At 46.4% G+C, this 23,415-nt stretch carries 23 protein-coding genes and 1 pseudogene; 16 read left to right on the top strand and 8 right to left on the bottom strand.

Features of this window, described 5'->3' with window-relative positions:
* Window positions 1-95 precede the first annotated feature (95 nt).
* The 5 genes from ACT6PV_RS11350 to ACT6PV_RS11330 all read left to right on the top strand — a co-directional run bounded on the left by ACT6PV_RS11350 (window position 96) and on the right by ACT6PV_RS11330 (window position 5,058).
* Complete coding sequence (locus tag ACT6PV_RS11350; RefSeq protein ID WP_445116453.1) at window positions 96-761, top strand: phosphoribosylanthranilate isomerase; 666 nt, start codon at window positions 96-98, stop codon at window positions 759-761.
* Window positions 721-1,965, top strand: coding sequence for a tryptophan synthase subunit beta (gene trpB / locus ACT6PV_RS11345; protein WP_445116452.1), 1,245 nt, complete (start codon window positions 721-723; stop codon window positions 1,963-1,965). Before ACT6PV_RS11350 ends, trpB begins: the two co-directional genes overlap by 41 nt.
* Before the next feature lie 217 nt (window positions 1,966-2,182).
* Window positions 2,183-2,731 (top strand): GNAT family N-acetyltransferase, encoded by a 549-nt coding sequence (locus ACT6PV_RS11340; RefSeq protein ID WP_445116451.1) that lies wholly within the window; start codon window positions 2,183-2,185, stop codon window positions 2,729-2,731.
* A gap of 205 nt (window positions 2,732-2,936) precedes the next feature.
* A complete protein-coding gene (locus ACT6PV_RS11335; RefSeq protein ID WP_445116450.1) occupies window positions 2,937-4,580 on the top strand; it encodes a nitrite/sulfite reductase in 1,644 nt (547 codons plus the stop codon).
* Entirely contained in the window at window positions 4,573-5,058 is a 486-nt protein-coding gene (locus ACT6PV_RS11330) for a DUF934 domain-containing protein (RefSeq protein WP_445116449.1), read from the top strand. The genes ACT6PV_RS11335 and ACT6PV_RS11330 overlap by 8 nt, the downstream gene beginning before the upstream one ends.
* 88 nt (window positions 5,059-5,146) lie before the next feature.
* Here ACT6PV_RS11330 and ACT6PV_RS11325 read toward each other — a convergent pair.
* The 3 genes and pseudogenes from ACT6PV_RS11325 to ACT6PV_RS11315 all read right to left on the bottom strand — a co-directional run bounded on the left by ACT6PV_RS11325 (window position 5,147) and on the right by ACT6PV_RS11315 (window position 7,543).
* A pseudogene (locus tag ACT6PV_RS11325) lies at window positions 5,147-5,637 on the bottom strand (VOC family protein).
* A gap of 127 nt (window positions 5,638-5,764) precedes the next feature.
* Window positions 5,765-6,940, bottom strand: coding sequence for a thiolase family protein (locus tag ACT6PV_RS11320; RefSeq protein ID WP_445116448.1), 1,176 nt, complete (start codon window positions 6,938-6,940; stop codon window positions 5,765-5,767).
* A 114-nt stretch (window positions 6,941-7,054) separates the two neighbouring features.
* Window positions 7,055-7,543 carry a GspH/FimT family pseudopilin gene (locus ACT6PV_RS11315; protein WP_445116447.1) on the bottom strand — a complete coding sequence of 163 codons (489 nt, stop codon included), beginning with the start codon at window positions 7,541-7,543 and terminating at the stop codon, window positions 7,055-7,057.
* Window positions 7,544-7,963: 420 nt separating this feature from the next.
* On the opposite strand from ACT6PV_RS11315, the gene omp38 reads away from it, so the two are divergent.
* The 4 genes from omp38 (at window position 7,964) to ACT6PV_RS11295 (ending at window position 12,670) form a co-directional block, all read left to right on the top strand.
* Complete coding sequence (gene omp38, locus ACT6PV_RS11310) at window positions 7,964-8,998, top strand: outer membrane protein Omp38 (RefSeq protein ID WP_445116446.1); 1,035 nt, start codon at window positions 7,964-7,966, stop codon at window positions 8,996-8,998.
* 308 nt (window positions 8,999-9,306) lie between these two features.
* Entirely contained in the window at window positions 9,307-11,229 is a 1,923-nt protein-coding gene (thrS, locus tag ACT6PV_RS11305) for a threonine--tRNA ligase (RefSeq protein ID WP_445116445.1), read from the top strand.
* A 5-nt stretch (window positions 11,230-11,234) separates the two neighbouring features.
* Window positions 11,235-11,786, top strand: a complete 552-nt coding sequence (gene infC, locus ACT6PV_RS11300; protein ID WP_445117101.1) for a translation initiation factor IF-3 — start codon at window positions 11,235-11,237, stop codon at window positions 11,784-11,786.
* Between the two features lie 266 nt (window positions 11,787-12,052).
* Entirely contained in the window at window positions 12,053-12,670 is a 618-nt protein-coding gene (locus ACT6PV_RS11295) for a glutathione S-transferase N-terminal domain-containing protein (protein ID WP_445116444.1), read from the top strand.
* A 7-nt stretch (window positions 12,671-12,677) separates the two neighbouring features.
* Here the strand turns inward: ACT6PV_RS11295 and ACT6PV_RS11290 are convergent, their stop codons facing one another.
* Entirely contained in the window at window positions 12,678-13,454 is a 777-nt protein-coding gene (locus tag ACT6PV_RS11290) for a TonB family protein (protein ID WP_445116443.1), read from the bottom strand.
* Window positions 13,455-13,713: 259 nt separating this feature from the next.
* Between ACT6PV_RS11290 and rpmI the strand changes: the two genes are divergently transcribed.
* The 4 genes from rpmI (at window position 13,714) to ACT6PV_RS11270 (ending at window position 15,435) form a co-directional block, all read left to right on the top strand.
* Window positions 13,714-13,908 carry a 50S ribosomal protein L35 gene (gene rpmI / locus ACT6PV_RS11285; RefSeq protein ID WP_001096359.1) on the top strand — a complete coding sequence of 65 codons (195 nt, stop codon included), beginning with the start codon at window positions 13,714-13,716 and terminating at the stop codon, window positions 13,906-13,908.
* Window positions 13,909-13,919: 11 nt separating this feature from the next.
* Window positions 13,920-14,279, top strand: a complete 360-nt coding sequence (gene rplT / locus ACT6PV_RS11280) for a 50S ribosomal protein L20 (protein ID WP_004723060.1) — start codon at window positions 13,920-13,922, stop codon at window positions 14,277-14,279.
* Window positions 14,280-14,565: 286 nt separating this feature from the next.
* Window positions 14,566-14,763, top strand: coding sequence for a hypothetical protein (locus ACT6PV_RS11275; protein WP_445116442.1), 198 nt, complete (start codon window positions 14,566-14,568; stop codon window positions 14,761-14,763).
* Between the two features lie 186 nt (window positions 14,764-14,949).
* Window positions 14,950-15,435 carry a GNAT family N-acetyltransferase gene (locus ACT6PV_RS11270; RefSeq protein WP_445116441.1) on the top strand — a complete coding sequence of 162 codons (486 nt, stop codon included), beginning with the start codon at window positions 14,950-14,952 and terminating at the stop codon, window positions 15,433-15,435.
* Window positions 15,436-15,490: 55 nt separating this feature from the next.
* Here ACT6PV_RS11270 and ACT6PV_RS11265 read toward each other — a convergent pair whose 3' ends face one another.
* The gene (locus ACT6PV_RS11265; RefSeq protein ID WP_445116440.1) at window positions 15,491-16,522 is read right to left on the bottom strand and encodes a hypothetical protein; all 1,032 of its coding nucleotides are present in this window, start codon (window positions 16,520-16,522) and stop codon (window positions 15,491-15,493) included.
* Between the two features lie 349 nt (window positions 16,523-16,871).
* Here ACT6PV_RS11265 and pheS point away from each other — a divergent pair, with 349 nt between their 5' ends.
* Genes pheS through ACT6PV_RS11250 form a run of 3 tightly spaced genes read left to right on the top strand, consistent with a single transcriptional unit; the run spans window position 16,872 to window position 20,563 of the window.
* Window positions 16,872-17,852 (top strand): phenylalanine--tRNA ligase subunit alpha, encoded by a 981-nt coding sequence (gene pheS / locus ACT6PV_RS11260; protein ID WP_445116439.1) that lies wholly within the window; start codon window positions 16,872-16,874, stop codon window positions 17,850-17,852.
* A 33-nt stretch (window positions 17,853-17,885) separates the two neighbouring features.
* On the top strand, window positions 17,886-20,267 hold the full coding sequence (gene pheT, locus ACT6PV_RS11255; protein WP_445116438.1) for a phenylalanine--tRNA ligase subunit beta: 2,382 nt from the start codon (window positions 17,886-17,888) through the stop codon (window positions 20,265-20,267).
* Window positions 20,264-20,563: an integration host factor subunit alpha gene (locus ACT6PV_RS11250; protein WP_445116437.1), complete on the top strand. Its 300-nt coding sequence runs from the start codon at window positions 20,264-20,266 to the stop codon at window positions 20,561-20,563. Before pheT ends, ACT6PV_RS11250 begins: the two co-directional genes overlap by 4 nt.
* Window positions 20,564-20,702: 139 nt before the next feature.
* Here ACT6PV_RS11250 and ACT6PV_RS11245 read toward each other — a convergent pair whose 3' ends face one another.
* The 3 genes from ACT6PV_RS11245 to trxA all read right to left on the bottom strand — a co-directional run bounded on the left by ACT6PV_RS11245 (window position 20,703) and on the right by trxA (window position 23,341).
* Window positions 20,703-20,978 (bottom strand): hypothetical protein, encoded by a 276-nt coding sequence (locus tag ACT6PV_RS11245; RefSeq protein ID WP_445116436.1) that lies wholly within the window; start codon window positions 20,976-20,978, stop codon window positions 20,703-20,705.
* A 440-nt stretch (window positions 20,979-21,418) separates the two neighbouring features.
* Window positions 21,419-22,687, bottom strand: coding sequence for a transcription termination factor Rho (gene rho / locus ACT6PV_RS11240; protein WP_445116435.1), 1,269 nt, complete (start codon window positions 22,685-22,687; stop codon window positions 21,419-21,421).
* Window positions 22,688-23,011: 324 nt separating this feature from the next.
* Window positions 23,012-23,341 (bottom strand): thioredoxin, encoded by a 330-nt coding sequence (gene trxA / locus ACT6PV_RS11235; RefSeq protein ID WP_445116434.1) that lies wholly within the window; start codon window positions 23,339-23,341, stop codon window positions 23,012-23,014.
* Between the last annotated feature and the right edge of the window lie 74 nt (window positions 23,342-23,415).

The following is a 23,415-nucleotide window of genomic DNA, read 5'->3' as shown; positions in this document are numbered from 1 at the left end:
AGCCGGCTGAATTTGCATTACAATGGTGTTGTTTTGAATGCCTTCCTGAACATTGGGGGAATGGCATCAGCAAGCCAGTTATTGAGTCAGAATATATGCGCACCCGTGCCAAAATATGTGGAATCACCCGATCGGAAGATGTGCTGGCCGCTGTTCATGCCGGGGCAGATGCCATTGGTTTTGTTTTTTTTGAAGCCAGCCCGCGTTATGTTTCCATCCTGCGTGCACAGGAACTGGCCCGCTCTATTCCGGCCTATGTCAGCATTGTCGGTTTATTTGTCAATGCCGATCAGGATGAAATCATACGGGTGGTGGATCAGGTGCCGCTGGATATTTTACAATTTCATGGTGATGAAACGGCCGAACAGTGCCGGCAGATTGCACAGCATACCCGACGGCGCTGGTATAAGGCGATTCAGGTACAACCGGATGTGGATGTGGTTCCGGCAATCCTGCAATACCGGCAGGCGGGGGCAAGTGCCATTCTATTGGATGCATGGCACCCGGAACTCAAAGGTGGCACAGGACAGCAGTTTGACTGGTCGAAATTCCCGAGTCTCGAAATTCCCCTGATTCTGGCAGGTGGCTTAAAACCTGAAAATATTGAAGATGCCATCAGAATAACGCAGGCCTATGCGGTGGATGTCAGCGGAGGCGTGGAATCTGCAAAAGGCATGAAAGACCGACAACTTATTGAACAATTTATGCAAGGAGTCCAGCGTGGATCAGCAAAGTACGAATCACAACAGTCAGGTGGTTGACTACACCCGGTTTCCGGATGCACATGGGCATTTTGGCATTCATGGTGGACGTTTTGTGTCAGAAACGCTGATGGCGGCACTGGAAGATCTGGAAAAACTCTATTTCCGCATGAAGGATGATGCACAGTTTCTGGCAGAATTTGACCGTGATCTGGCCTATTATGTGGGGCGTCCGAGCCCGTTGTATCATGCTGAACGCTGGTCGGAGGCATTGGGTGGCGCACAGATTTATCTGAAGCGTGAGGACCTGAACCATACCGGCTCACATAAGGTCAATAACACAATCGGACAGGCTTTACTGGCGAAGCTTTCAGGTAAAAAGCGCATTATTGCTGAAACTGGTGCCGGTCAGCATGGTGTGGCCACAGCCACCATTGCTGCACGCCTGGGGCTTGAATGTGTAGTGTTTATGGGATCTGAAGATGTCAAACGCCAGGCCATGAATGTATACCGCATGCGTTTGCTGGGCGCGACTGTCGTGCCGGTGGAAAGTGGCTCCAGAACGCTGAAGGATGCAATGAATGAGGCCATGCGTGACTGGGTGACCCATGTCGACAGTACGTATTATGTCATTGGGACGGTTGCCGGACCGCATCCATATCCACAGCTGGTACGTGATTTTCAGTCGATTATTGGCCGGGAAGCCCGCAAACAGATTCAGGAGCAGGCAGGGCGCTTACCCGATGCGCTGGTGGCCTGTGTCGGCGGTGGTTCAAATGCAATGGGACTGTTTTATCCATTCCTGAATGATGCAGACGTCAAAATGTACGGGGTCGAAGCCGCCGGTTATGGGGTGGACACAGGAAAGCACTCGGCACCGCTGAATGCTGGTCATGTCGGTGTGCTGCACGGTAACCGGACTTATCTGATGTCTGATGAGCAGGGGCAAATCATGGAAACGCATTCCATTTCTGCCGGTCTGGATTATCCGGGAGTCGGGCCGGAACACAGCTTCTTAAAAGACATGCACCGTGTGAATTATGTCCCGATTGATGATACGGAGGCACTTCAGGGGTTCCGGGATTTAACCCGTATCGAGGGGATTATTCCCGCGCTTGAAAGTTCGCATGCCATGGCTTATGTGACCAAACTTGCACCGACCATGTCGAAGGATCAGATTATTATTGCAACTGTATCCGGTCGTGGGGATAAGGACCTGATGACGGTCGCCCGTATTGATGGTGTGGAAATGGTGGAGATGTAAATTCTCCGTTTTCTGTATTTATATATCTTCTGAAATGATCAGCAATCGTGTCCGGTAAACGCCGGGCACGATTTTTTTATGGCGAATGATTTGCTTTGATGGGGAATGGCAGGATCGTTAGTCTTTTGGATTGGTCATCAGTTCAGCTGATTCATATTCCGGAAGGATTCAGCGGTTAAAGTAACAATATCAGGGGACTGATCTTTCGGGGTTTGACATGGATATTATTTTTCTTGAAGAATTTAAACTGGATTCAGAGACAGAGGCACACATTTCAAACCTGCTCAGGCTCTGTTTTCCTCAGCAGAATTTTGAAGGGCGGAGCTATTTCAGGCAAAGGCCGCATTATCGCCTATTAATGACTGTTGATGACCGACTGGTTGGACAGATGGGACTGGATTACCGGATGATGTGCCTGAATCAGCAGCCAGTTGCTGTGCTGGGAATCATCGACCTGGCCATTGATCCTGAATGCCGTCATAAGGGTTATGCAACATTATTATTGAAAGCGCTGGATCATCTTGTGGATAAATTCCCTCATAATATTGATTTTTTATTGCTTACATCGGAACCGGAACAGCATCAGTTTTATCAGAAGTTCGGGTTTCAGCGCACACAACAGACAGTACGGTGGCTGGCGATAGAAAACCACAGCAGTTATGGCCTGAAAGAAGAGTTGATTGAAGATCAGCTGTTGTATAAACAGACCGGATATAAAAAGTGGGTGAACCATTCAGTGCTGGATATGCTTGGGTACTGGTATTGAGCTGTTATTGTAAATTCAGATCAGTATTCAATACCGGTATTCCTGGCTGAATCATGGCAATACTGCCGGGAAAAGTTTTCAAAACAATGCCATATATTTTACTTATCAATAAAATCGCTATTGAGTATGTAAAAAATATATTTTATTGATAGATCAAATCCCGTTATGCTGTGCATCGTTATCATGAAATTACTAGCTGTACGCCATGTATTTATATACTGATTTCGACCAGCAACTGGTCAATGAACGTGTCGCTCAGTTCCGTGATCAGACGGAACGTTATTTAGCGGGTAAACTGACAGAAGATGAATACCGCCCGCTTCGACTGCAAAATGGTTTATATGTACAACGCTATGCGCCCATGCTGCGCATTGCGGTGCCCTATGGGCTGATGAATTCAAGGCAGTTGAGAAAAATTGCTGAAATTTCAAAAGAGTATGACCGTGGTTATGCTCATGTATCCACACGTCAGAATATTCAGTTGAACTGGCCGGCGCTGGAAGATGTGCCGGACATCCTGGCGGAGCTGGCCACGGTGCAGATGCATGCCATTCAGACCTCAGGCAACTGTATTCGCAATACCACCACAGATCAGTATGCCGGTGTTGTTGCCGGGGAAATTGCAGATCCGCGTCCGACCTGTGAGCTGATTCGTCAATGGTCAACATTCCACCCTGAATTTGCCTTTTTACCGCGTAAATTTAAAATTGCGGTGTCGGCTTTGACAGAAACAGACCGTGCTGCGGTTTCTTTCCATGATATCGGCGTATATATCGTACGTAACGACGCGGGTGAAATCGGTTATAAAATTAAAGTGGGTGGCGGTCTGGGGCGGACTCCGATAATCGGCAGTTTCATTCGTGATTTCCTGCCGCGTGAAGATCTGATTGCCTATCTGGAAGCCGTATTGCGTGTCTATAATCTGCATGGCCGCCGGGACAATAAATACAAAGCCCGAATTAAGATTCTGGTCAAGGCGCTGACACCGGAAGTATTTGCAGAGAAAGTGGAAGCTGAATTTGTACATACGGTACAAAGTCTGAAAATTCAGCCTGAAATTCTGAGAAAACTTGATGAAGAGTTCAGGCCGTTTGCGTATCAGGATTATGCAGATGAAGATTTCACTGAATTGTTTGCAGCGCATCCGAAGTTTAAGCAATGGTTTAATATCAATACCAGTCCACATAAGGTTAAAGGTTATCGTATTGTCACGATTTCCCTGAAACGTGCCGGTATTGCACCGGGGGATATGACCACCGAAGAAATGAATTTCATTGCCGACCTGGCGGATCAATACACATTCGGTGAGTTACGCACCACACATGAGCAGAATATCTCGCTGGTCGACATACCACAGAAAAATCTGTTTGAGGTATGGCAAACCCTCGAAGCACACAATATGGCACGGGCACACATTGGTTTTATTACCGATATCATTTGCTGCCCGGGCGGGGACTTCTGTTCGCTGGCCAATGCCAAATCCATTCCGATTTCCGAAGCCATTTCACGCCGTTTTGAGGACCTGGATACGGTCTATCATCTGGGGCATATCGATCTGAATATCTCTGGCTGTATGAATGCCTGTGGTCACCATCATGTCGGTAATATCGGGATTCTGGGGGTCGATAAAAAAGGTGCGGAATTCTACCAGATTACCCTGGGTGGCAATGCTGATCATGATGCATCCATTGGTGATATTCTGGGGCCATCATTTGCCGCTGAAGCGGTGCCGGATGTGATTGATGAAATTCTGAATACCTATCTTGATCTGCGCAGTGAAGGTGAGGAATTCATAGAAACCTACCGCCGTGTCGGAATTCAGCCATTCAAGGAGCGTGCATATGCTTAATACTGCCTTACAGGTGTTGTTTAAGGATGGCACGATTGCGGACAACAGCTATCAGCTGATTGCTGAGGATGGAACAGTGCCTTCGGGCGATGTGGTGCTCAGCACGACTCAGCTTGATCAACTGGCCGCTGTTCAGGGTAAAAAGGCCCTGTACATTACTGTGGAAGACTCGCCTGAAGTAAACGAATTTCCCCTGGATCAGTTTGATGCAATTCTGATTGAATTTGCCGGGTTCAATGATGGCCGTGGCTATTCATTTGCTGCCTTATTACGCCGTCAGGGCTATCAGGGGGAGCTGCGGGCTGTCGGAGATATCTTTAAGGATGTCCTGAATTATCTGAAACGTTCCGGCTTTGACAGTTTTGTGATTAAGGAAGGCAAGGATATTCAGGAAGCCGCCGCTGGGCTGAATGATTTTAAACATCCCTATCAGGCATCAACTGCGGTGACTGAAGCGCATTATCAGACGGGTGCTTAATTTTTTTCGATGATTATTCGGCTGTGAGGTCAGAATATTAAAAAAGCTGGATATCTTATCCAGCTTTTTTGTGTTGGAAATTATGACATTACATTTGTTCAAGCTGACAATTCACCATCCATTTCACCCCGAACTGATCTGTAAAGGCGCCATATAAAGCACCCCAGAAGGTATTGGCCAGTTCCATTTCAATCTGGCCATTCGCCGACAGGGCATCAAAAAGGCGTCGGGCTTCATCTGATTCATGTGCTTCCAGATTAATGGAAATATAGTGATTGTTGCCTTTGGTAAATACGGTATTCATCGGAGAACAGAACTGATCACTGGTGTCGGAGCCCATCAGTACAGTGAATTCATTGACCGGCAGTGAAACATGCAGAATATAATTTTTTTCCTGCTCTGAAAGATTGACACCACTTTCGGGTGGCAGTTCTCCATAGCGTTTCAGAAATGCAAAGTCTCCGCCAAAGACAGACTTGTAAAAGTTAGAAATGCAAAGTCTCCGCCAAAGACAGACTTGTAAAAGTTAAAGGCTGCTTCGGTTTCGCCCTGAAAGTTGAGGTAGTGGTTCAATTGCATCAGATATTCCCTTATTGTTGTTGTGGAGCGCTTAATTTAACAGCTACATTCTGATGCTTTTATGAATATTTGTAAATTTTGCCATTAAAAAATCCCGTAGAGTACGGGATTTTTTAATGCTTTGAAATTAAAGCAGTTCAATAGCCACAGCTGTTGCTTCTCCACCACCGATACACAAGGTGGCAATGCCTTTTTTTGCACCGGTACGCTTCAATGCGTGGATCAGCGTCAGAATAATGCGTGAACCGGTTGAACCGACAGGGTGGCCCAGGGCGCAGGCACCGCCATTGATGTTGACCTTTTCAGCATCCAGCTGGAACTCATCCATGGCAGCCATGGTGACCATGGCAAAGGCTTCATTGATTTCCCATAATTCAACTTCCTGAGAAGTCCATCCAGCCTTGTCCAGCACTTTCTGAATGGCGCCTACGGGAGCAATGGTGAACTCTGACGGGTGCTGTGAGTGCGATGCAGTGGCAATAATTTTCGCCAGTGGCTTCAGTCCGCGTCTGGTGGCTTCATCGGCTGACGTTAACACCAGTGCTGATGCACCATCGGAAATTGAACTGGCATTGGCTGCGGTAATGGTTCCATCTTTGGCAAATGCCGGGCGCAGGGTTGGAATTTTATCAATATTGGCGTTTAAAGGCTGTTCATCCTGATTGACAATGACATCTCCCTTACGGCCTGAAACGGTTACCGGTACAATTTCATCTGCAAAATAACCTTCGGTAATTGCCGTCTGGGCCCGTTTCAGGGAACGGATGGCAAAATCATCCATCTGCTCACGGGTATATCCCCGGGTGTTGGCCATGTCCTGGGCAAAGGATCCCATCAGGCGGCCGGTTTCAGCATCTTCAAGACCATCCAGAAACATGTGGTCCTTGATGTCACCATGCCCCATGCGATAACCGCTGCGTGCTTTGGTGAGGATATAGGGCGCATTGCTCATGGACTCCATGCCACCTGCAACCACAATTTCAGCAGAACCGGCCTGAATCATATCGGTTGCCTGCATCACGGCTTTCATACCGGAGCCACAGAGTTTATTAATGGTGACCGCACCTGTTGAGTCCGGCAAGCCGGCCTGTCGCATTGCCTGACGTGCAGGACCCTGTTTTAAACCCGCCGGAAGCACACAGCCCATAATGACTTCCTGAACATCGCCGGGTTGCAGTCCGGAACGTGCAATGGCCTCTTTAATGGTCGCAGCACCAAGCTCAGGTGCTGTCACACCGGTCAGACTGCCCTGAAAACCACCCATTGCTGTACGGGCGCCATTTACAATTACGATGTCTGTCATTGTTTTCATCTCCACAGTTTAACTTTTGTTCCACAGAACAATTTCAGCAGTATATTGCAATTTGCATGGGAATAAAGCGTCATTGTTTCATCTTCCTGAACGGTCGGTCATGCATTAACATTTCAGGGCTTTATCTGCTCTGAGATGCCCCATGCTGCCAATGGCAAAATACTGATTGTTTTTTGCATGCCGGAAACTGCAGTAATGAAAGCCGCCCTGTGCTCCTCTTGGCAGCCCGGTATCTCCTTTAAAGGTCAGGGTATGCGGGCTGGAAACACCGCCTCTGAATTCAAGTGTCCCATACTGAATATTGGTCTGGATCCGCGAAAGTATGATCTCACCGGAATCGGGTTGTCTGTTTCTGTTCAGATCCTGAAATATCAGCATGCCGGTGTGCCATTGATCATGCTGGCACTGCAGCATGTCTCCGGAGGCACAGATCATGATGTCTGAGCGGTGGATCCGGGCATGATTTTTGGCTGAACTGATCTGCTGACGGAGCAGGGAGTGCAGATGTGAAGTCTCCTGGCGCTCCCTGAAATGCTGCCAGGCGGGTAGGCTGATAACGGCAATTATCGCCAGTATGGCGATGATTGTGACCATCTCAACAAGTGTAAAAGCGCTTTCTTTACAATAAAAATACATGGTCTGGTCTGTTTTTAAGTTATGCAGTCATATGAATAGTCAGGATTTTTATTTATATCATTGCGTGATACGCATGATAATGAAATATTTATTACTATCGTTTTCGATTGCTGTTAACATATGCAAAGTGAAAAGATAAGCTATTCACAACAGGCGATTGAGTAAAAATTTACCGAATTACAACGGAAATTGTAAGTAATTTTGTCAATAATTTACTTGATTAAAATTATCAAGCACTTGGAAAAAAACTCAAGTGTTTGTATGATTCAACGTGAGTAGCTTAAAAAATAATACTGGGGTAAATACAAAGCCTATCTCAGGAAGCCAAAAAATTTTAGGCTGAGCTTGAACAACAATTGTTATCTCTGGAGGATATCCATGAAATTGAGTCGTATTGCACTTGCTACTATGCTTGTTGCCGCTCCATTTGCTGCTGCTAATGCTGGTGTAACGGTTACTCCGTTACTGTTAGGTTATACCTGGCAGGACTCTCAACATAATAACGGCGGTTCTGATGGTGAGCTGACTAACGGCCCAGAGCTTCAGGACGATTTATTCGTTGGTGCGGCATTGGGTATTGAATTAACCCCGTGGTTAGGTTTTGAAGCTGAATACAGCCAGGTAAAAGGTGACCTGGATGGTACGGCTGATCAGGGTGCTGAATACAAGCAGAAACAAATCAATGGTAACTTCTATGTTACTTCTGATCTGATCACTAAAAACTATGACAGCAAAATCAAGCCATACGTATTATTGGGTGCTGGTCACTACAAATACGAAATGGATACCCTTGCAGACAAGGAAGGTACATTGGGTAATGCCGGTGTTGGTGCTTTCTGGCGCTTAAATGATGCATTGTCTCTTCGTACTGAAGCTCGCGGTACCTATAACTTTGATGACAAATTCTGGAACTATACAGCGCTTGCCGGTCTGAACGTTGTTCTTGGTGGTCACCTGAAGCCTGCTGCTCCTGTAGTGGAAGTTGCTCCAGTTGAACCAACACCAGTTCAGCCTGAGCCACAACAGCTGACTGAAGATCTGAACATGGAACTTCGTGTGTTCTTTGATACAAACAAATCAAATATCAAAGATCAGTACAAGCCAGAAATTGCTAAAGTTGCTGAGAAGTTAACTGAATACCCGAATGCAACTGCACGTATTGAAGGTCACACAGATAACACTGGTCCACGTAAGTTAAACGAACGTTTATCCCTGGCTCGTGCTAACTCTGTTAAATCAGCACTTGTCGGTGAATACAACATCGATGCATCCCGTCTGTCCACTCAGGGCTTTGCGTGGGATCAACCGATTGCTGACAACAAAACCAAAGAAGGTCGTGCTATGAACCGTCGTGTATTTGCGACGATCACTGGTAGCCGTACCGTAACTGCAGAACAGCCTGCTGCTCAGTAATCTGAGTTTTTCAGGAAAGAAGAAGCGGCTCAATTGAGCCGCTTTTTTTATATGTTTTTTATGTATTGCTGATATGAGCTGGAGGTTTATCGCTGTAGAGTGGGTCATGGGGTACATGAGTCGTCTGTAAACGATATCATTTAATGGATAAATTTCCCGCAGAGGTTTATAAAAACAATATTACCGTGTAGAATTCTGAACACTTTTTATTTTGTTCCACCGATTTTATCTTTTGAGCTCAGTCTCGATCATAATCTCGCGGTGACATGCTCCATTGTACGGGGCATCACTCCTTAAGGATTTTTCTTATGCCGATTATCACATTGCCAAATGGTGATCAAAAAAGTTTTGGGCAAGCAGTTTCCGTGATGGATGTTGCACTCAGTATTGGACCAGGTCTTGCAAAAAATACAATTGCGGGCCGTATCAATGGTCGCCTTGTTGATGCAAGTGATTTAATTACCGAAGACGCAACCCTCCAGATCATTACCCCTAAGGATCCGGAAGGGCTTGAGATTATCCGTCATTCATGCGCTCATCTGGTGGGGCATGCGGTAAAGCAGTTATTTCCGGATGCAAAGATGGTGATTGGCCCCGTCATCGAAGAAGGGTTTTATTATGATATCTGGATGCCACGTCCACTGACCCTGGATGATATGGCAGCAATTGAAGAGCGTATGAAACAGCTCATCAATCAGGATTATGATGTCATCAAAAAAATGACACCGCGTGATGAAGTCATCAAAATATTTTCTGAACGTGGCGAAGACTATAAATTGCGTCTGATTGAAGATATGCCCGACGAAACTCAGATGGGGCTGTACTATCACCAGGAATATGTGGATATGTGCCGTGGTCCGCATGTGCCGAACACCCGGTTTCTGAAATCATTCAAGCTGACTAAAATTTCCGGCGCATATTGGCGCGGCGATGCCAAAAATGAGCAGTTGCAGCGTATTTATGGTACTGCCTGGGCAGATAAAAAAGAACTGGCGGCTTATATCAAGCGTATGGAAGAAGCAGAAAAGCGTGACCATCGTAAAATCGGTAAGGCGCTGGATCTGTTTCATATGCAGGAAGAAGCACCGGGTATGGTGTTCTGGCATCCAAATGGCTGGACCATTTATCAGGTGCTTGAGCAGTACATGCGCAAGGTTCAGCAGGAGAATGGATACCAGGAAGTCAGAACGCCACAGATTGTGGACTTCAGTCTCTGGGAAAAATCAGGACATGCGGCGAACTATGCAGAAAACATGTTCACCACGCATTCTGAAAATCGTAATTATGCTGTGAAACCGATGAACTGCCCGTGTCATATCGAGGTGTTTAATCAGGGTCTGAAATCTTACCGTGACCTTCCGATTCGTCTGGCTGAATTCGGTTCCTGTCACCGTAATGAGCCTTCAGGATCATTGCATGGCATTATGCGTGTACGTGGTTTTACTCAGGATGATGCACACATTTTCTGTACCAAGGAACAGATTGGTCATGAGGTTGCTGATTTCATTCAGTTGACGCTGGATGTTTATAAGGACTTTGGATTTGAAGAAGTCCAGATGAAGCTCTCAACACGCCCGGAAAAGCGTGTCGGTTCAGATGAACTGTGGGATCTGGCTGAGAAATCACTGGCGGATGCGCTGGATGCAGCAGGTCTGGAGTGGCAGGAACAGCCGGGTGAAGGTGCATTCTATGGTCCGAAAATTGAATTTTCACTGAAAGACTGTTTGGGACGCATCTGGCAGTGCGGTACCATTCAGTGTGACTTTAACTTACCCGTGCGTCTGGATGCGTCTTATGTCACAGAAGATAATGACCGCGATCACCCAGTGATGTTACATCGTGCAATACTTGGCAGTTTTGAGCGTTTTATTGGTATACTTATCGAACATTACGCCGGTTTTATGCCGCCATGGCTGACACCTGTTCAGGCATGCGTCATGAATATTACCGATGCTCAGGCAGGAGCCTGTGAACAGGTGGTCGCAAAACTCAGGGAAAATGACATTCGGGTCATTTCGGACTTGAGAAATGAGAAAATCGGCTTTAAGATTCGTGAGCGTACTTTAGAGCGTATTCCTTATCTGCTGGTGCTTGGTGACCGTGAGGTGGAAGAAGGTACGGTGAATGTTCGTACCCGCTCAGGGAAAAACTTAGGGACTATGTCAATTGATGCATTTATTGACCTGGTGAAAACAGCCGTAGCCGAACGCGGCCGGTATATTGTGGAGTAAGAAAGATTAAACAGCCTGACCGTAATCAGCAACAAGGTGCTAAAAGCAATCGTCCTGCATTAAATGACGAGATTCGTGCAAAAGAGGTACGTCTCGTTGGTGCAGATGGGGAACAAAAGGGTATCGTTTCATTGGCTGAAGCGTTGCGTGCTGCCGAAGACGCTGATCTTGACCTGGTTGAGATTGTGGCAAATGCAGAACCGCCTGTTTGTAAAATCATGGATTTCAACAAACATTTATTTGATCTGAAGCAAAAACAGAAGGATGCCAGAAAGAAACAGCATCAGGTTCAGGTCAAGGAAATTAAGTTGCGCCCAGGCACGGATATTGGTGATTACAATGTTAAGTTGCGCGCCATTCTTCGTTTTCTGGAAGAAGGGAACAAAGTCAAAATTACGTTGCGTTTTCGTGGGCGTGAAATGGCGCACCAGCAACTGGGTCTGGCTCAGTTGCAGAAAATTGAGACTGATGTGGCTGAGTTCGGTGTCGTTGAACAGACACCGAAAATGGAAGGTCGCCAGATGGGCATGCTGCTTGGACCGAAAAAGAAAAAGTAAGTATGTTTTTGTGTGAAATGAGCACCGCCCTGAGCGGTGCTTTTTTATGGTCTTTATTTAAAAAAATATGTTATAAAATATTGATTTTATTTTATATTTTATGGAGCTTTGTGGGTATTTCGCTGTCTGGCAGATCCAGGTAATGCCGGTCTGCTGTTGAATTGTATGTATCCTTTACTGTGTTATCACATGAAAACATGCTATAAAAAACGGTGCTGTGGTTGCACAAAAGATTCAGAATCTGTAGTAAGGGAAAAGGATTTGACATGATAGATCTCTATTACTGGGGTACGCCCAATGGTCAGAAAATCACTATCGCACTGGAAGAAATGGGGCTGGAATATCAGATATTTCCAATTAATATTCTGGAAAATGACCAATTTCAGCCTGATTTTTTAAGAATTTCTCCCAATAATAAAATTCCTGCAATTGTTGATCAGAATGGTCCGGGCGGAGAGCCCATTTCCATTTTTGAATCCGGTGCCATTCTGCAATATCTGGGGCGTAAAACGGGGCTTTATTACCCGGTGAATGAACAGGAGCGGGTTGAGGTGGAACAATGGCTGATGTGGCAAATGGGTGGTTTTGGGCCGATGCTTGGGCAGAATCATCATTTCAGCCAGTTTGCCAGGGAAAAAATTCCCTATGCCATTGATCGCTATGTCAATGAGACCCGGCGCTTATATAATGTGCTGAATCAGCAGCTGATCGGTCAGAAGTTTGTTGCCGGTGCTTATTCCATTGCAGACATGGCAATTTTGCCGTGGATTATGCGTTATGAATGGCAGCAGATTCAGCTGGAAGACTATCCATATGTGCAGGACTATGTAGAACGCATGATGGCCCGTCCGGCGGTGCAGAAAGCCATGTCACTCAAGCTTTGACCGGGATTTACTGACAACTGCCGGCCTTGAATTGAATCTCATCACTCAGGGTGGATTTTTTATAGAGCCATAAAGTGGCTGCAGTTCTGTTGACCTGAACCTGACTGTGGGAAAGTGCTTCAATTACCTGCTGATCAATTGCATTGACCCCTGAGCGTTTTTTCAGTTTCACATGGGTGACTTCACCCTGTTTGTTGACCCTGAATTTAACTTTGACCACGCGTGTACTATTCTTCAGCGCTGTTTCGTGGATCTGAAGCTGAGGTTGTTGCCGGTAGCTGAAAGGGACCGATTTATTCTGCTGCTGTCTTAACCAGTTGGCAGAGTCAAAGTGATAAACGCACGGTTGCCGGGCATTGGCCTGGTCTGCTGAATCCTTTAATTTCAGGGTAAAGTTCTGATAGCCGATAACTGATTGCGCTGTACCGTTCTGGAGATGAGGTTTGATTTTTGCCTGGGACACTGCGGCAATCAGTTTTTGATCCAGCGCCTTGACTCCGGTACTTTCCTGAACAGTGGTGCCGACCACATGACCGGTTTTGTCTGCCTGTATGCGGATAATTGCAGAGCGATCCTGACCGGCCAGTTCTTCAATTTTATATTGCAGATGCGGGTATTTGATCCATTGGATACGTGTTGTCAGGTGAGCAGGTTCAGCAGTAATGGTTTCGGTCGTCAGTCGTTTAATGCGGGAAGGTTCTGCAGCGTGTATTGTGGTCAGGGGAAGGCACATCAGTAACGTAAGGTAAGAGAGTCTGTTCATATTCAGGTAGGGTTGATTCATCCTGCAGCTGCAGGGTGTTTTTGATTTAAATTGTGCCAAGTATTTCCTGGATTGACCGATCCCGCAATAGAAAAAACAGTGTAATCGTTATGGATTGGTGAAATGTGACCGGGATTGCTGAAAGGCCGGTCAGTCCTGAAAATATCATGGTTTTTGCTTTTGTTTTATACAAAGATGATTTAGAATACTGCCTTCCTTACCTGCAGGTCGTGATTGCAATGGTGCAAACCGTGCCGAACAGGTGCTTAAAGAGGTTGTTATGGCTAAGTTAAAAACTCGCCGTGGTGCAGCTAAACGTTTCAAAGCGACTGCAAACGGTTTCAAGCGTAAACAAGCGTTTAAACGCCACATTTTGACCAAAAAATCTGCTAAGCGTATCCGTCAATTGCGCGGCTGTGTAATGGTTCACGTCAGTGACGTTGCTTCAGTTCGTCGTATGTGCCCATACATCTAAGGAGATTATAAATGGCTCGTGTAAAACGTGGTGTACAGGCTCATCGCCGTCATAAAAAAATTCTTGCTCGTGCTAAAGGTTACTATGGCGCGCGTTCACGTGTTTATCGTGTAGCGTTCCAGGCAGTAATTAAAGCAGGTCAATACGCTTACCGTGACCGTCGTCAAAAGAAACGTCAATTCCGTGCTTTATGGATTGCGCGTATCAATGCTGGTGCCCGTCAAAATGGTTTGTCGTACAGCCGTATGATCGATGGCTTGAAAAAAGCGCAGGTTATTATTGACCGTCGCGTACTTGCTGACATCGCTATGCATGACTCAGTTGCATTTGCTGCTTTAGCTGAAAAAGCTAAAGGCGCATTAGCTGCTTAATCATCGCTGATGACTGAAAAGACCGCTGAATGCGGTCTTTTTTATTTGCCGGATGCATGCACAGCCATCAATGCTGGTAGATCGGATATTGCTGTAGACGGGAATGGTGGATAGCAGTGCTAATTCACTCAGATTAAAGTGGGCATTGGGTCCGGTTGAATGTGGATGAAGAAGCGATCGTCTGCGATGAATGCAAAACATGACTGATACAATCCTGTGTAAAAACTGGATCTGCTTTGGGTTAATCTTGAAGTTATGTCTCATCAATAACAAAACGGGAGTTCTTATGCAGGTACATATCGAAGGTCTGGATCAGGGTGCAATCGAGGTTACGCTGGAGGTTCTGCCGCGTCAGGGTGAATATCTGAAAATTATGTACGGTCCGGATGCAGAGGTTGAGGGGGAAGTGGCCTCAGTCAGTCATTATATTAATCAGCATGCAAATGAGCAGAAGGTGACCATTACACTTAAGCCCAGTTACTGAGTATTGATGAATGATCTGAAAAAGCAGCGAATAAGCTGCTTTTTTTCTGAGCGGGATATTGTGCCGGAGATAAAGTTTATTGAGGGCGGTGGGAACCGGAATAAAGCATCAGAAGAAGGGCAAATGTGCTGACGCCGGCGGTCAGATCGATTATTGTAAAGCTTTCTTATCTTCATCTTCTAAAAAATGATCGGACTTGCAAAAAGCCATGATGCAGTACAAATTGCAAAGCTACATGTGCAAAGCTGGCTGGAAAGCTATGAGGGCATGGTCCGACCTGAAATTTTGCTCAGTCTGGACGTCAGCCAGAAGCAGCAGTTGTGGGCTGAACTTTGTGAAAGCCCGGTGCATAAAATTTTTGTCTATGAGCAGGACGGCGAAATTCAGGGTTTTCTTGATGGATATTTGCCTGACACACTGCCGGTTGCTCAGGTGATGGCTTTTTATCTTTTAAAACGGGTACAGCGCAAAGGCGTTGGGATGCAATTATTTCACCATTTTTTGCGTGAGATCAGACCAGAGAGATACCATGCGTTGCAACTGGAAGTATTTGATCTGAATTCAGCCCGTTATTTTTATGAAAAACTGGGCGGGGAAATCATTGCCGAACAGGATGCTTCAGATTATGGCGAGAATCTGAAAACACTGCATTATCAGTGGCGCCTGGGTTAAGCTGTAACATGGTGGTGATGTTATGTCTGGCCTTGATGGTGGTCTGTACAACAGCTCAGAGCCCAAAATAATAAGCACACAGGCAGAGAATCAGAGTAACGATGATTAAGGTCAGTACACCTGACTTACTGGCTTTGTGTGTACCGGGTTTTTGTGGTGTGTGAAACGTCTGTTTTTTCTCAGTGGCGTCGGTATCAAAAGGTGAAGGGGGGACTTTGGGCGTCAGTCGTGCAGACGGGTAGTGGTTGGCAGCCTTCACAATGAATCTGGCGGCCAGTTCATCCGTTTTCTGGGCAAAATGCCGCAGATCCAGCTGTTCATCCGGTGCCAGTATTTCGCCGTTGTCATCATAAGGGTGTCTGATCCTTGTCTGAATAAACGCAGACAGTGCATCCAGTCGGTGCAAGGTCTGATGAACATAATCTGCCGGATGATCGTCAGGTAACAGCGGTAGATACTGACTGTCTGCATGTGGATCATCAGGGGCATCAATGGGCCTGGTCTGGCCGTAAAAGGGCAGGTTAAGTTCCGCTGGTTGCTGAAATTGCTGTGCATACCGGGAGTTGAACAATTCATGGTCCATATAATGCTGAATCTCATCCCAGTCAGGCTGTTGCAGATCAGCTTCCACACGCTTAATCAGTTTAGGACTGAGTTGAAAACGCCAGAATGTTTCATGGCGAACTGTGGATTGTTGTTGTAGCGGTGCCTTGAAATCATCCTCCGAGTTATACCATTCCGCCAGTTCCTTGCCCAGGATCCAGGCGGATTTCTGCTGCTGTTGATGGCTCACTATAAAATGTGCAAAAGCCAGCAGTTCAACATTGGCATTGGGGTTCTGTTCATCATTTAAAATTGTTGAACTATGCAGGCTGATCCGGGAAACGCCCTGTTGTTTCAAGCCTTCAAGCCAGACCTGAAAATGCTGTGCCAACAGATGCTGTGACAACAGGTCACGAAATGCCAGCACATGTCGGTTGAAAATAGCATGTCTGTGCCATTGATTCAGACTTAAATTCTGACGCAGAAATGCATTGCCATAAGTGACAAGGGCGAGCTGTTGTTTCCAGATTTGATCGAGTGCCATTGGTTATCCGTCTCAGTGACCTTTATCTCAGTGCAGATTGAATTATTTTATAGCGCAATTTTATGAATAACTACTCTATTTTCGCAGAATGCGATGAGTTTTCTGACAGGGTCATGCCGTAAAAAGTGACATGAATGGGCTGGACAGGGTACCTGTGAATGGATGGATACCGGTATCGATACGGTAAACAGCGGATTGTTGTTGTCATTTTGCCCGCTTGTCACTCTGCTATTTTTCCAGGGGAGCACGGCACGGCTAATTTTCCTGTTCAGTGCTTCATCCCTTAGTATAAAAACTGTTAGAATAATCAGTTATATTATTTTCTGAATTTGTTGCCCTGAGAGTTACTATGTCACTGGAAGTCCTGACCACCGAAGCGCTCGCTGCGATTGCCGCAGCCCAAGAACTTGCTGCACTTGACCAGGTGAGGGTGCAATTTACAGGGAAAAAAAGCCAGCTGGCGGAACAGTCCAAAGCATTGGGGAAAATGGATCCTGAGGAGCGTAAAATTCAGGGTGCGGCGATTCATGCGGTACGTGAAGCGATTACTTCTGCGTTGGCTGAGCGCCAGACTGTCCTCCAACAGGCTGCATTACAACAAAAACTGGCCAGTGAAAGCATTGATATTACCCTGCCGGGCCGCGGGCAGCAGGCCGGCAGTCTGCACCCTGTGACTCAGGTGCAGGATCGTATCTGTCAGTTCTTTACCAAAGCAGGATTCACCATTGCAAATGGTCCGGAAGTTGAAGATGACTATCATAACTTTGAAGCGCTGAATATCCCGGGGCACCATCCGGCACGTGCCATGCATGACACTTTTTATTTTGATGCCAGCCATTTGCTGCGAACGCACACGTCCGGGGTGCAGATCCGTACCATGGAAACCAGTCAGCCTCCGATTCGTATCGTCTGTCCGGGGCGGGTCTATCGCTGTGACTCCGATCAGACACACTCTCCGATGTTTCATCAGGTTGAAGGCCTGTACGTGGCTGAACACACCAGTTTTGCAGAGTTGAAGGGCTTGCTGGTCAATCTGTTAAATGAATTCTTTGAAAAGGATCTGCAGGTTCGTTTTCGCCCATCCTATTTCCCATTTACCGAACCCAGTGCCGAGGTGGATATTATGGATGAACGTGGCCGCTGGCTGGAAGTGCTGGGATGCGGCATGGTGCATCCGCATGTTCTGCAGGCAGCCGGGATTGATCCTGAAAAATATAAGGGCTTTGCATTTGGCCTGGGGGTTGAGCGTTTTGCAATGCTTCGCTATGGCATTAATGATCTGCGGATGTTCTATCAGAATGATGTGCGTTTTTTACGCCAGTTTGCTTAAACAGAATTTCAGAATTTTTAAGGTTTTATAGATATGAAAATTAGCGAAAATTGGCTGCGCACGTGGGTGAATCCGGAAATTGACAGCGAAACCTTATCGGACCAGCTGACCATGCTGGGTCTGGAGGTGGATGAAATGCTGCCGGCGGCTCAGCCTTTCAGCGGGGTGGTGACGGGTGAAGTGCTGACGGTTGAGCAGCATCCTGATGCAGATCGTTTGCGGGTAACCACCGTCAATATCGGTTCTGCTGAACCTTTACAGATTGTTTGTGGTGCGCCGAATGTGCGTGTTGGTATGAAAGTGCCGGTTGCAACCATTGGTACGGTATTACCAGGTGATTTTAAAATTAAGAAAGGCAAGCTGCGTGGCGTTGAATCACAGGGGATGCTGTGTGGTGCATCGGAAATTGATCTTGAAGATAAGATTGATGGTCTGCTTGAGTTGGCTGCGGATACACCGGTGGGGCTTGATATTCGTGAATATCTGAAGCTGGATGATCATGTGATTGATATCAGCATTACACCGAATCGTGGTGACTGTTTCAGTATTCGTGGGGTGGCCCGTGAGATTGGCGTCATTAATCAACTGCCGGTGACTGCACCTGAAATCAGCGAAGTGGCTGCAACCATTGCTGATCAGAAAAAGGTGGTGGTCAGCAGTGAAGGTTGTCCACGCTATCTGGGGCGTGTGATCCGTAAGGTCAACACCAGGGCGGCTACGCCGGAATGGATGGAGCGTGCGCTGGCCCGTTCTGGCATTCGCCAGCACAGCATTCTGGTGGATATTACCAATTATGTGCTGATCGAGCTGGGTCAGCCATTGCATGCATTCGATGCGGATAAAATACAGGGTTCGGTACAAGTCCGTCAGGCAACGGCCACGGAGAAACTGGTACTGCTCAATGAGCAGGAAGTGGAATTGTCTGAAGATGTGATGATCATTGCTGATGATGAGAAAGCACTGGCACTGGCCGGGATTATGGGCGGATTGTCATCTTCGGTGACAGATGAAACGACGGATGTCTTTCTGGAGTCGGCATTCTTTGCACCATTGCATATTGCCGGTCGTGCCCGCCGTTATGGTTTGCATACCGATGCCTCCCAACGCTATGAACGTGGTGTGGATTTTGAGTTACCGTATCTTGCCATGAATCGCGCCTCGCAGCTGATTCAGCAACTGGCAGGCGGGGAGTTTGGTCCGGTGACGGTGGAGGAACAAATCCCGTTATTACCGAAACGCGAAGTAATGGAACTGACTCAGCAGCAGGTTGATCAGCTGCTGGGTTATGCTGTTGATGGTGAATTTATTGCTGATACGCTACAGCGTCTGGGGTGTGAGGTCACCGTAAAAGCGGTGGGAGAATGGCGTGTGGTTCCGCCATCATATCGTTATGACATGAGTATTTACCAGGACCTGATTGAGGAAATTGCCCGTATTCATGGCTATGACAATATCCAGATGAGCCTGCCGGTGATGGATATCAGACTGGCGAAGCATCAGGACCGGTTTGAGCAGGTTCAGCTGACACAGACCCTGGTCACATTGGGGTATCAGGAAGCGATCAGTTTCAGTTTTGCCGATGCAAAACTTGAAAAGCAGCTGAATCCGGATGTCAGACTACTCATGTTGGCCAATCCAATTTCCAGTGAGCTGGCAGCGATGCGCTCCACTTTACTGTCCAGTCTGATTCCATGTGTACAATACAACATGAATCGTCAGCAAAATCGGGTGCGTTTCTTTGAACTGGGCCTGCGTTTTGATTATCAGCATGCCCGGGATATTCAGGACCTGAAACAGATTCCGACGCTGGCGATGATTGCAGTCGGTGCAAAAACGACTGAATCATGGCATGGTAAAGCGCAGCCGATGGATTTCTTTGACCTGAAGGGGGAAGTGGCAGAAATTCTGGCTGCGGCACGGGTTCATGCAACCTATGTCCCTGCTGAGCGTGCATGGCTGCATCCGGGACAATCTGCTGAAATTATGGTCAACGGACAGTCCATCGGCTATCTGGGGCGTTTGCATCCATCACTTGAAGATATGCTGGATTTGGGGGTTACCTGGGTTGCAGAGCTGGATCAGACTGCTGTTTTGCAAACTTATGTATCTAATTTTACAGAATTATCACGTTTTCCATCAGTTAAACGTGATATTGCGCTTTTAATTAATGATAAGATTAATGTCAGCGAAATTCAGCAACTTATCGAAAAGACCGGTGGTGAGCTTTTGGACTCTGTCTGGTTGTTCGATGTGTACACTGGTCAGGGTGTTGAAGAGGGCAAGCGTTCTCTGGCGTTTGCCTTGTTGTGGCAGCATCCATCACGTACCCTTGAAGATGCTGAAATAAAGTCCGGTATGGATCAAATAATTCAGGTGCTGGAAAGCACTTATCAAGCGACATTGAGGGCCTCATGACAGCATTAACAAAAGCAGAAATGGCTGATCATTTAAGTGAGCTGACGAGTTTAAACCGTCGGGAAGCAAAACAAATGGTTGAGCTGTTCTTTGATGAAATCAGCCAGGCGTTGATTGCCGGTGAACAAGTCAAACTTTCCGGATTCGGTAATTTTGAGCTGCGTGATAAACGTCAGCGTCCGGGACGTAATCCCAAGACAGGTGAGGAGATTCCGATTTCTGCCCGTCGTGTTGTGACTTTCAGGGCTGGTCAGAAGTTCAGGCAGCGTGTGGGTATTGAACAGAATGAGGGCTGATTGATCGGCCCGGAACAAAGCTTCAGGTGTGCAAATGCCTGGAGCTTTTTTGTTGGTTGGCCTGAATTAACAATAAAAATGACAGGCATAAAAAAAGAGAACCATTGGTTCTCTTTTTTTGTAACCGCCGAAACGATTATTAGTGAGCAGCTTCAGAAGCAGCAGCAGTTGCGTCAGCAGCAGCATCAATAGCGTCAGAAGCAGCAGCTACAGCAGTGTCAGCAGCAGCAGTCGCGTCAGAAGCAACTTCCTGAGTAGCAGCATCAGCAGCAGCAGTCGCTTCAGAAGCAGCTTCTACAGCGTCAGAAGCAGCAGCGTTTGCATCAGCAGCAGCTTCGTCAGTTTTTTTAGCACAACCAACGAAAGCTAGAGTAGTAGCAACTGCAGCAGCAATAGCAATTTTTTTGAATAACATGGCATCACTCTCATAAAATAAATTGAGACAAAAAACCCAGGTCAGTCTGTTGTGTGCCTTTATTATGTTTGACCTGTTATAAATAACAGGTGAACAACACATGCACAGGCTAACCGGTACGGAGTTATGCTATCACTGCACATGGCTAATTTCTACTCCCTGAGTGAAAAAAAACAAGGAAAATGATGAAAATAAGCTGTTTTTTAACAGGAAATTACAATGAATGCGGTGGTTTTACATTGATTTGCTGATGATTAAATTGCTAAAAAACATAGGGTTTTATAGGGTAGGTATTGAAAAATCATTCACTTAGCAACAGAAGTTACATGAAAAATGTCCAAATTGTATATTTATGTAAGAGGTGTCAACCCATAAAAAAGCCATCGTTGTGCGATGGCTTTTTCCAGATCAGGATGATGATTTAAATGACTTTAAATCACCTAGTTGGCAGCTTTACGTTTCATCTGGTCAAAGAAATCATCATTGGTTTTGGTTTCCTTCATACGATCCAGCAGGAACTCCATGGCAGCCAGTTCATCCATTGGATGAAGCAGTTTACGCAGGATCCAGACTTTACGCAGATTGTCTTCATCCATGAGACGTTCTTCACGGCGGGTACCGGATTTCTTAATGTTCATGGCCGGGAATACACGTTTTTCCGCAATACGGCGGTCCAGGGTAATTTCCTGGTTGCCGGTACCTTTGAACTCTTCGTAGATCACTTCATCCATTTTACTGCCGGTTTCAATCAGGGCAGTGGAAATAATGGTCAGTGAACCACCTTCTTCAATATTACGGGCAGCACCGAAGAAACGTTTTGGGCGTTCCAGTGCATGTGCATCCACACCACCGGTCAGTACTTTGCCTGATGATGGAATGACGGTGTTGTATGCGCGGGCCAGACGGGTAATGGAATCCAGCAGAATCACCACATCCTTTTTATGTTCAACCAGCCGTTTGGCTTTTTCAATGACCATTTCGGCCACCTGAACATGACGGGCAGGGGATTCATCAAAGGTGGATGCAACCACTTCACCACGGACGGTACGCTCCATCTCTGTGACTTCTTCAGGACGCTCGTCAATCAGCAGTACAATGAGGAATACTTCCGGATTGTTGCGAACAATTGACTGTGCAATATTCTGCAATAACATGGTTTTACCGGCTTTTGGCGGCGCAACAATAATTGAGCGCTGGCCTTTACCAATCGGCGCGACCAAATCGACAACGCGTGCGGTCAGATCTTCCGTGGTCCCATTGCCCAGTTCCATGATCAGTTGTTCTGTCGGAAATAACGGGGTCAGGTTTTCAAAAAGGATTTTGTTGCGGGAGTTTTCCGGAGTGTCGTAGTTAATCTGGTTGACTTTTAATAACGCAAAATAGCGTTCGCCTTCCTTGGGTGGACGGATGGTACCGGTAATGGTATCACCGGTCCGCAAATTGAAGCGGCGAATCTGTGAAGGACTGACGTAGATATCGTCAGGACCGGCCAGGTAGGAACCTGCAGCGGAACGTAAGAAGCCAAAACCGTCAGAGAGAATTTCCAGTACACCATCGCCGAAAATTTCTTCACCATTCATTGCATGACGTTTCAGGATGGCAAAAATAATGTCCTGCTTACGGTTACGTGCCATTCCTTCAAGGCCCATAAATTCAGCAATCTTAATGAGTTCGCCAATCGGTTTTTTCTTGAGTTCAGTTAAATTCATAGATGATCAGATTGATAAGGATGTGTGATACACAGATAAGGATAAGAAGCAAAAGACGTCCGCAGTCAGTAACTGAGCTGCAATTGTATGAATACAACAACAAACCCAGACTCTAATTCATTTTTTCGAGGAGAAATGCATACAACAATTTCTGTTGCCGAGCGGCGATCTTATGTTTTGTGTCTTTAAAGAAACGTGAGAGAAAAATCCTGATGTTTCCTGAAAACGAAATATAAGTGAGATCAGGCGATTTGTCAATTTAACTGGAGAAAAATGCGCCATAAAAATATAACGCATTTCACCGTTTGCTGCGCCTGCGTGAATTCAGATGTTTCCTTCGATGAATTCAGTCAGTTTTGATTTGGGTACAGCACCAATCTGCTGTGCAACCACTTCACCATTTTTGAACATGAGCAGGGCAGGGATGTTGCGGATATTGTAGTTGACAGCAGTTGCTTCACATGCAGTGACATCAACCTTGACAATTTTTACTTTGCCTTCGTATTCATCTGAAAGGACTTCAAGCACAGGAGCAATTGCCTTACATGGCGCACACCACCCTGCCCAGAAGTCCACCAGTACAGGGACTTCAGAATTTAAAACATCTGCTTCAAAGTTTGCATCAGTTGTATTTACAATTGTATTGCCGGACATGGATTCAGCTCCAGGAATTTAAATTAGGGATGATGGTCATTCATCCGTTATTGACATGTACCATGCAGCTTAGT

The organism is Acinetobacter sp. WZC-1, from assembly GCF_052544965.1.
This window is presented reverse-complemented; position numbering and strand designations above follow the sequence as displayed.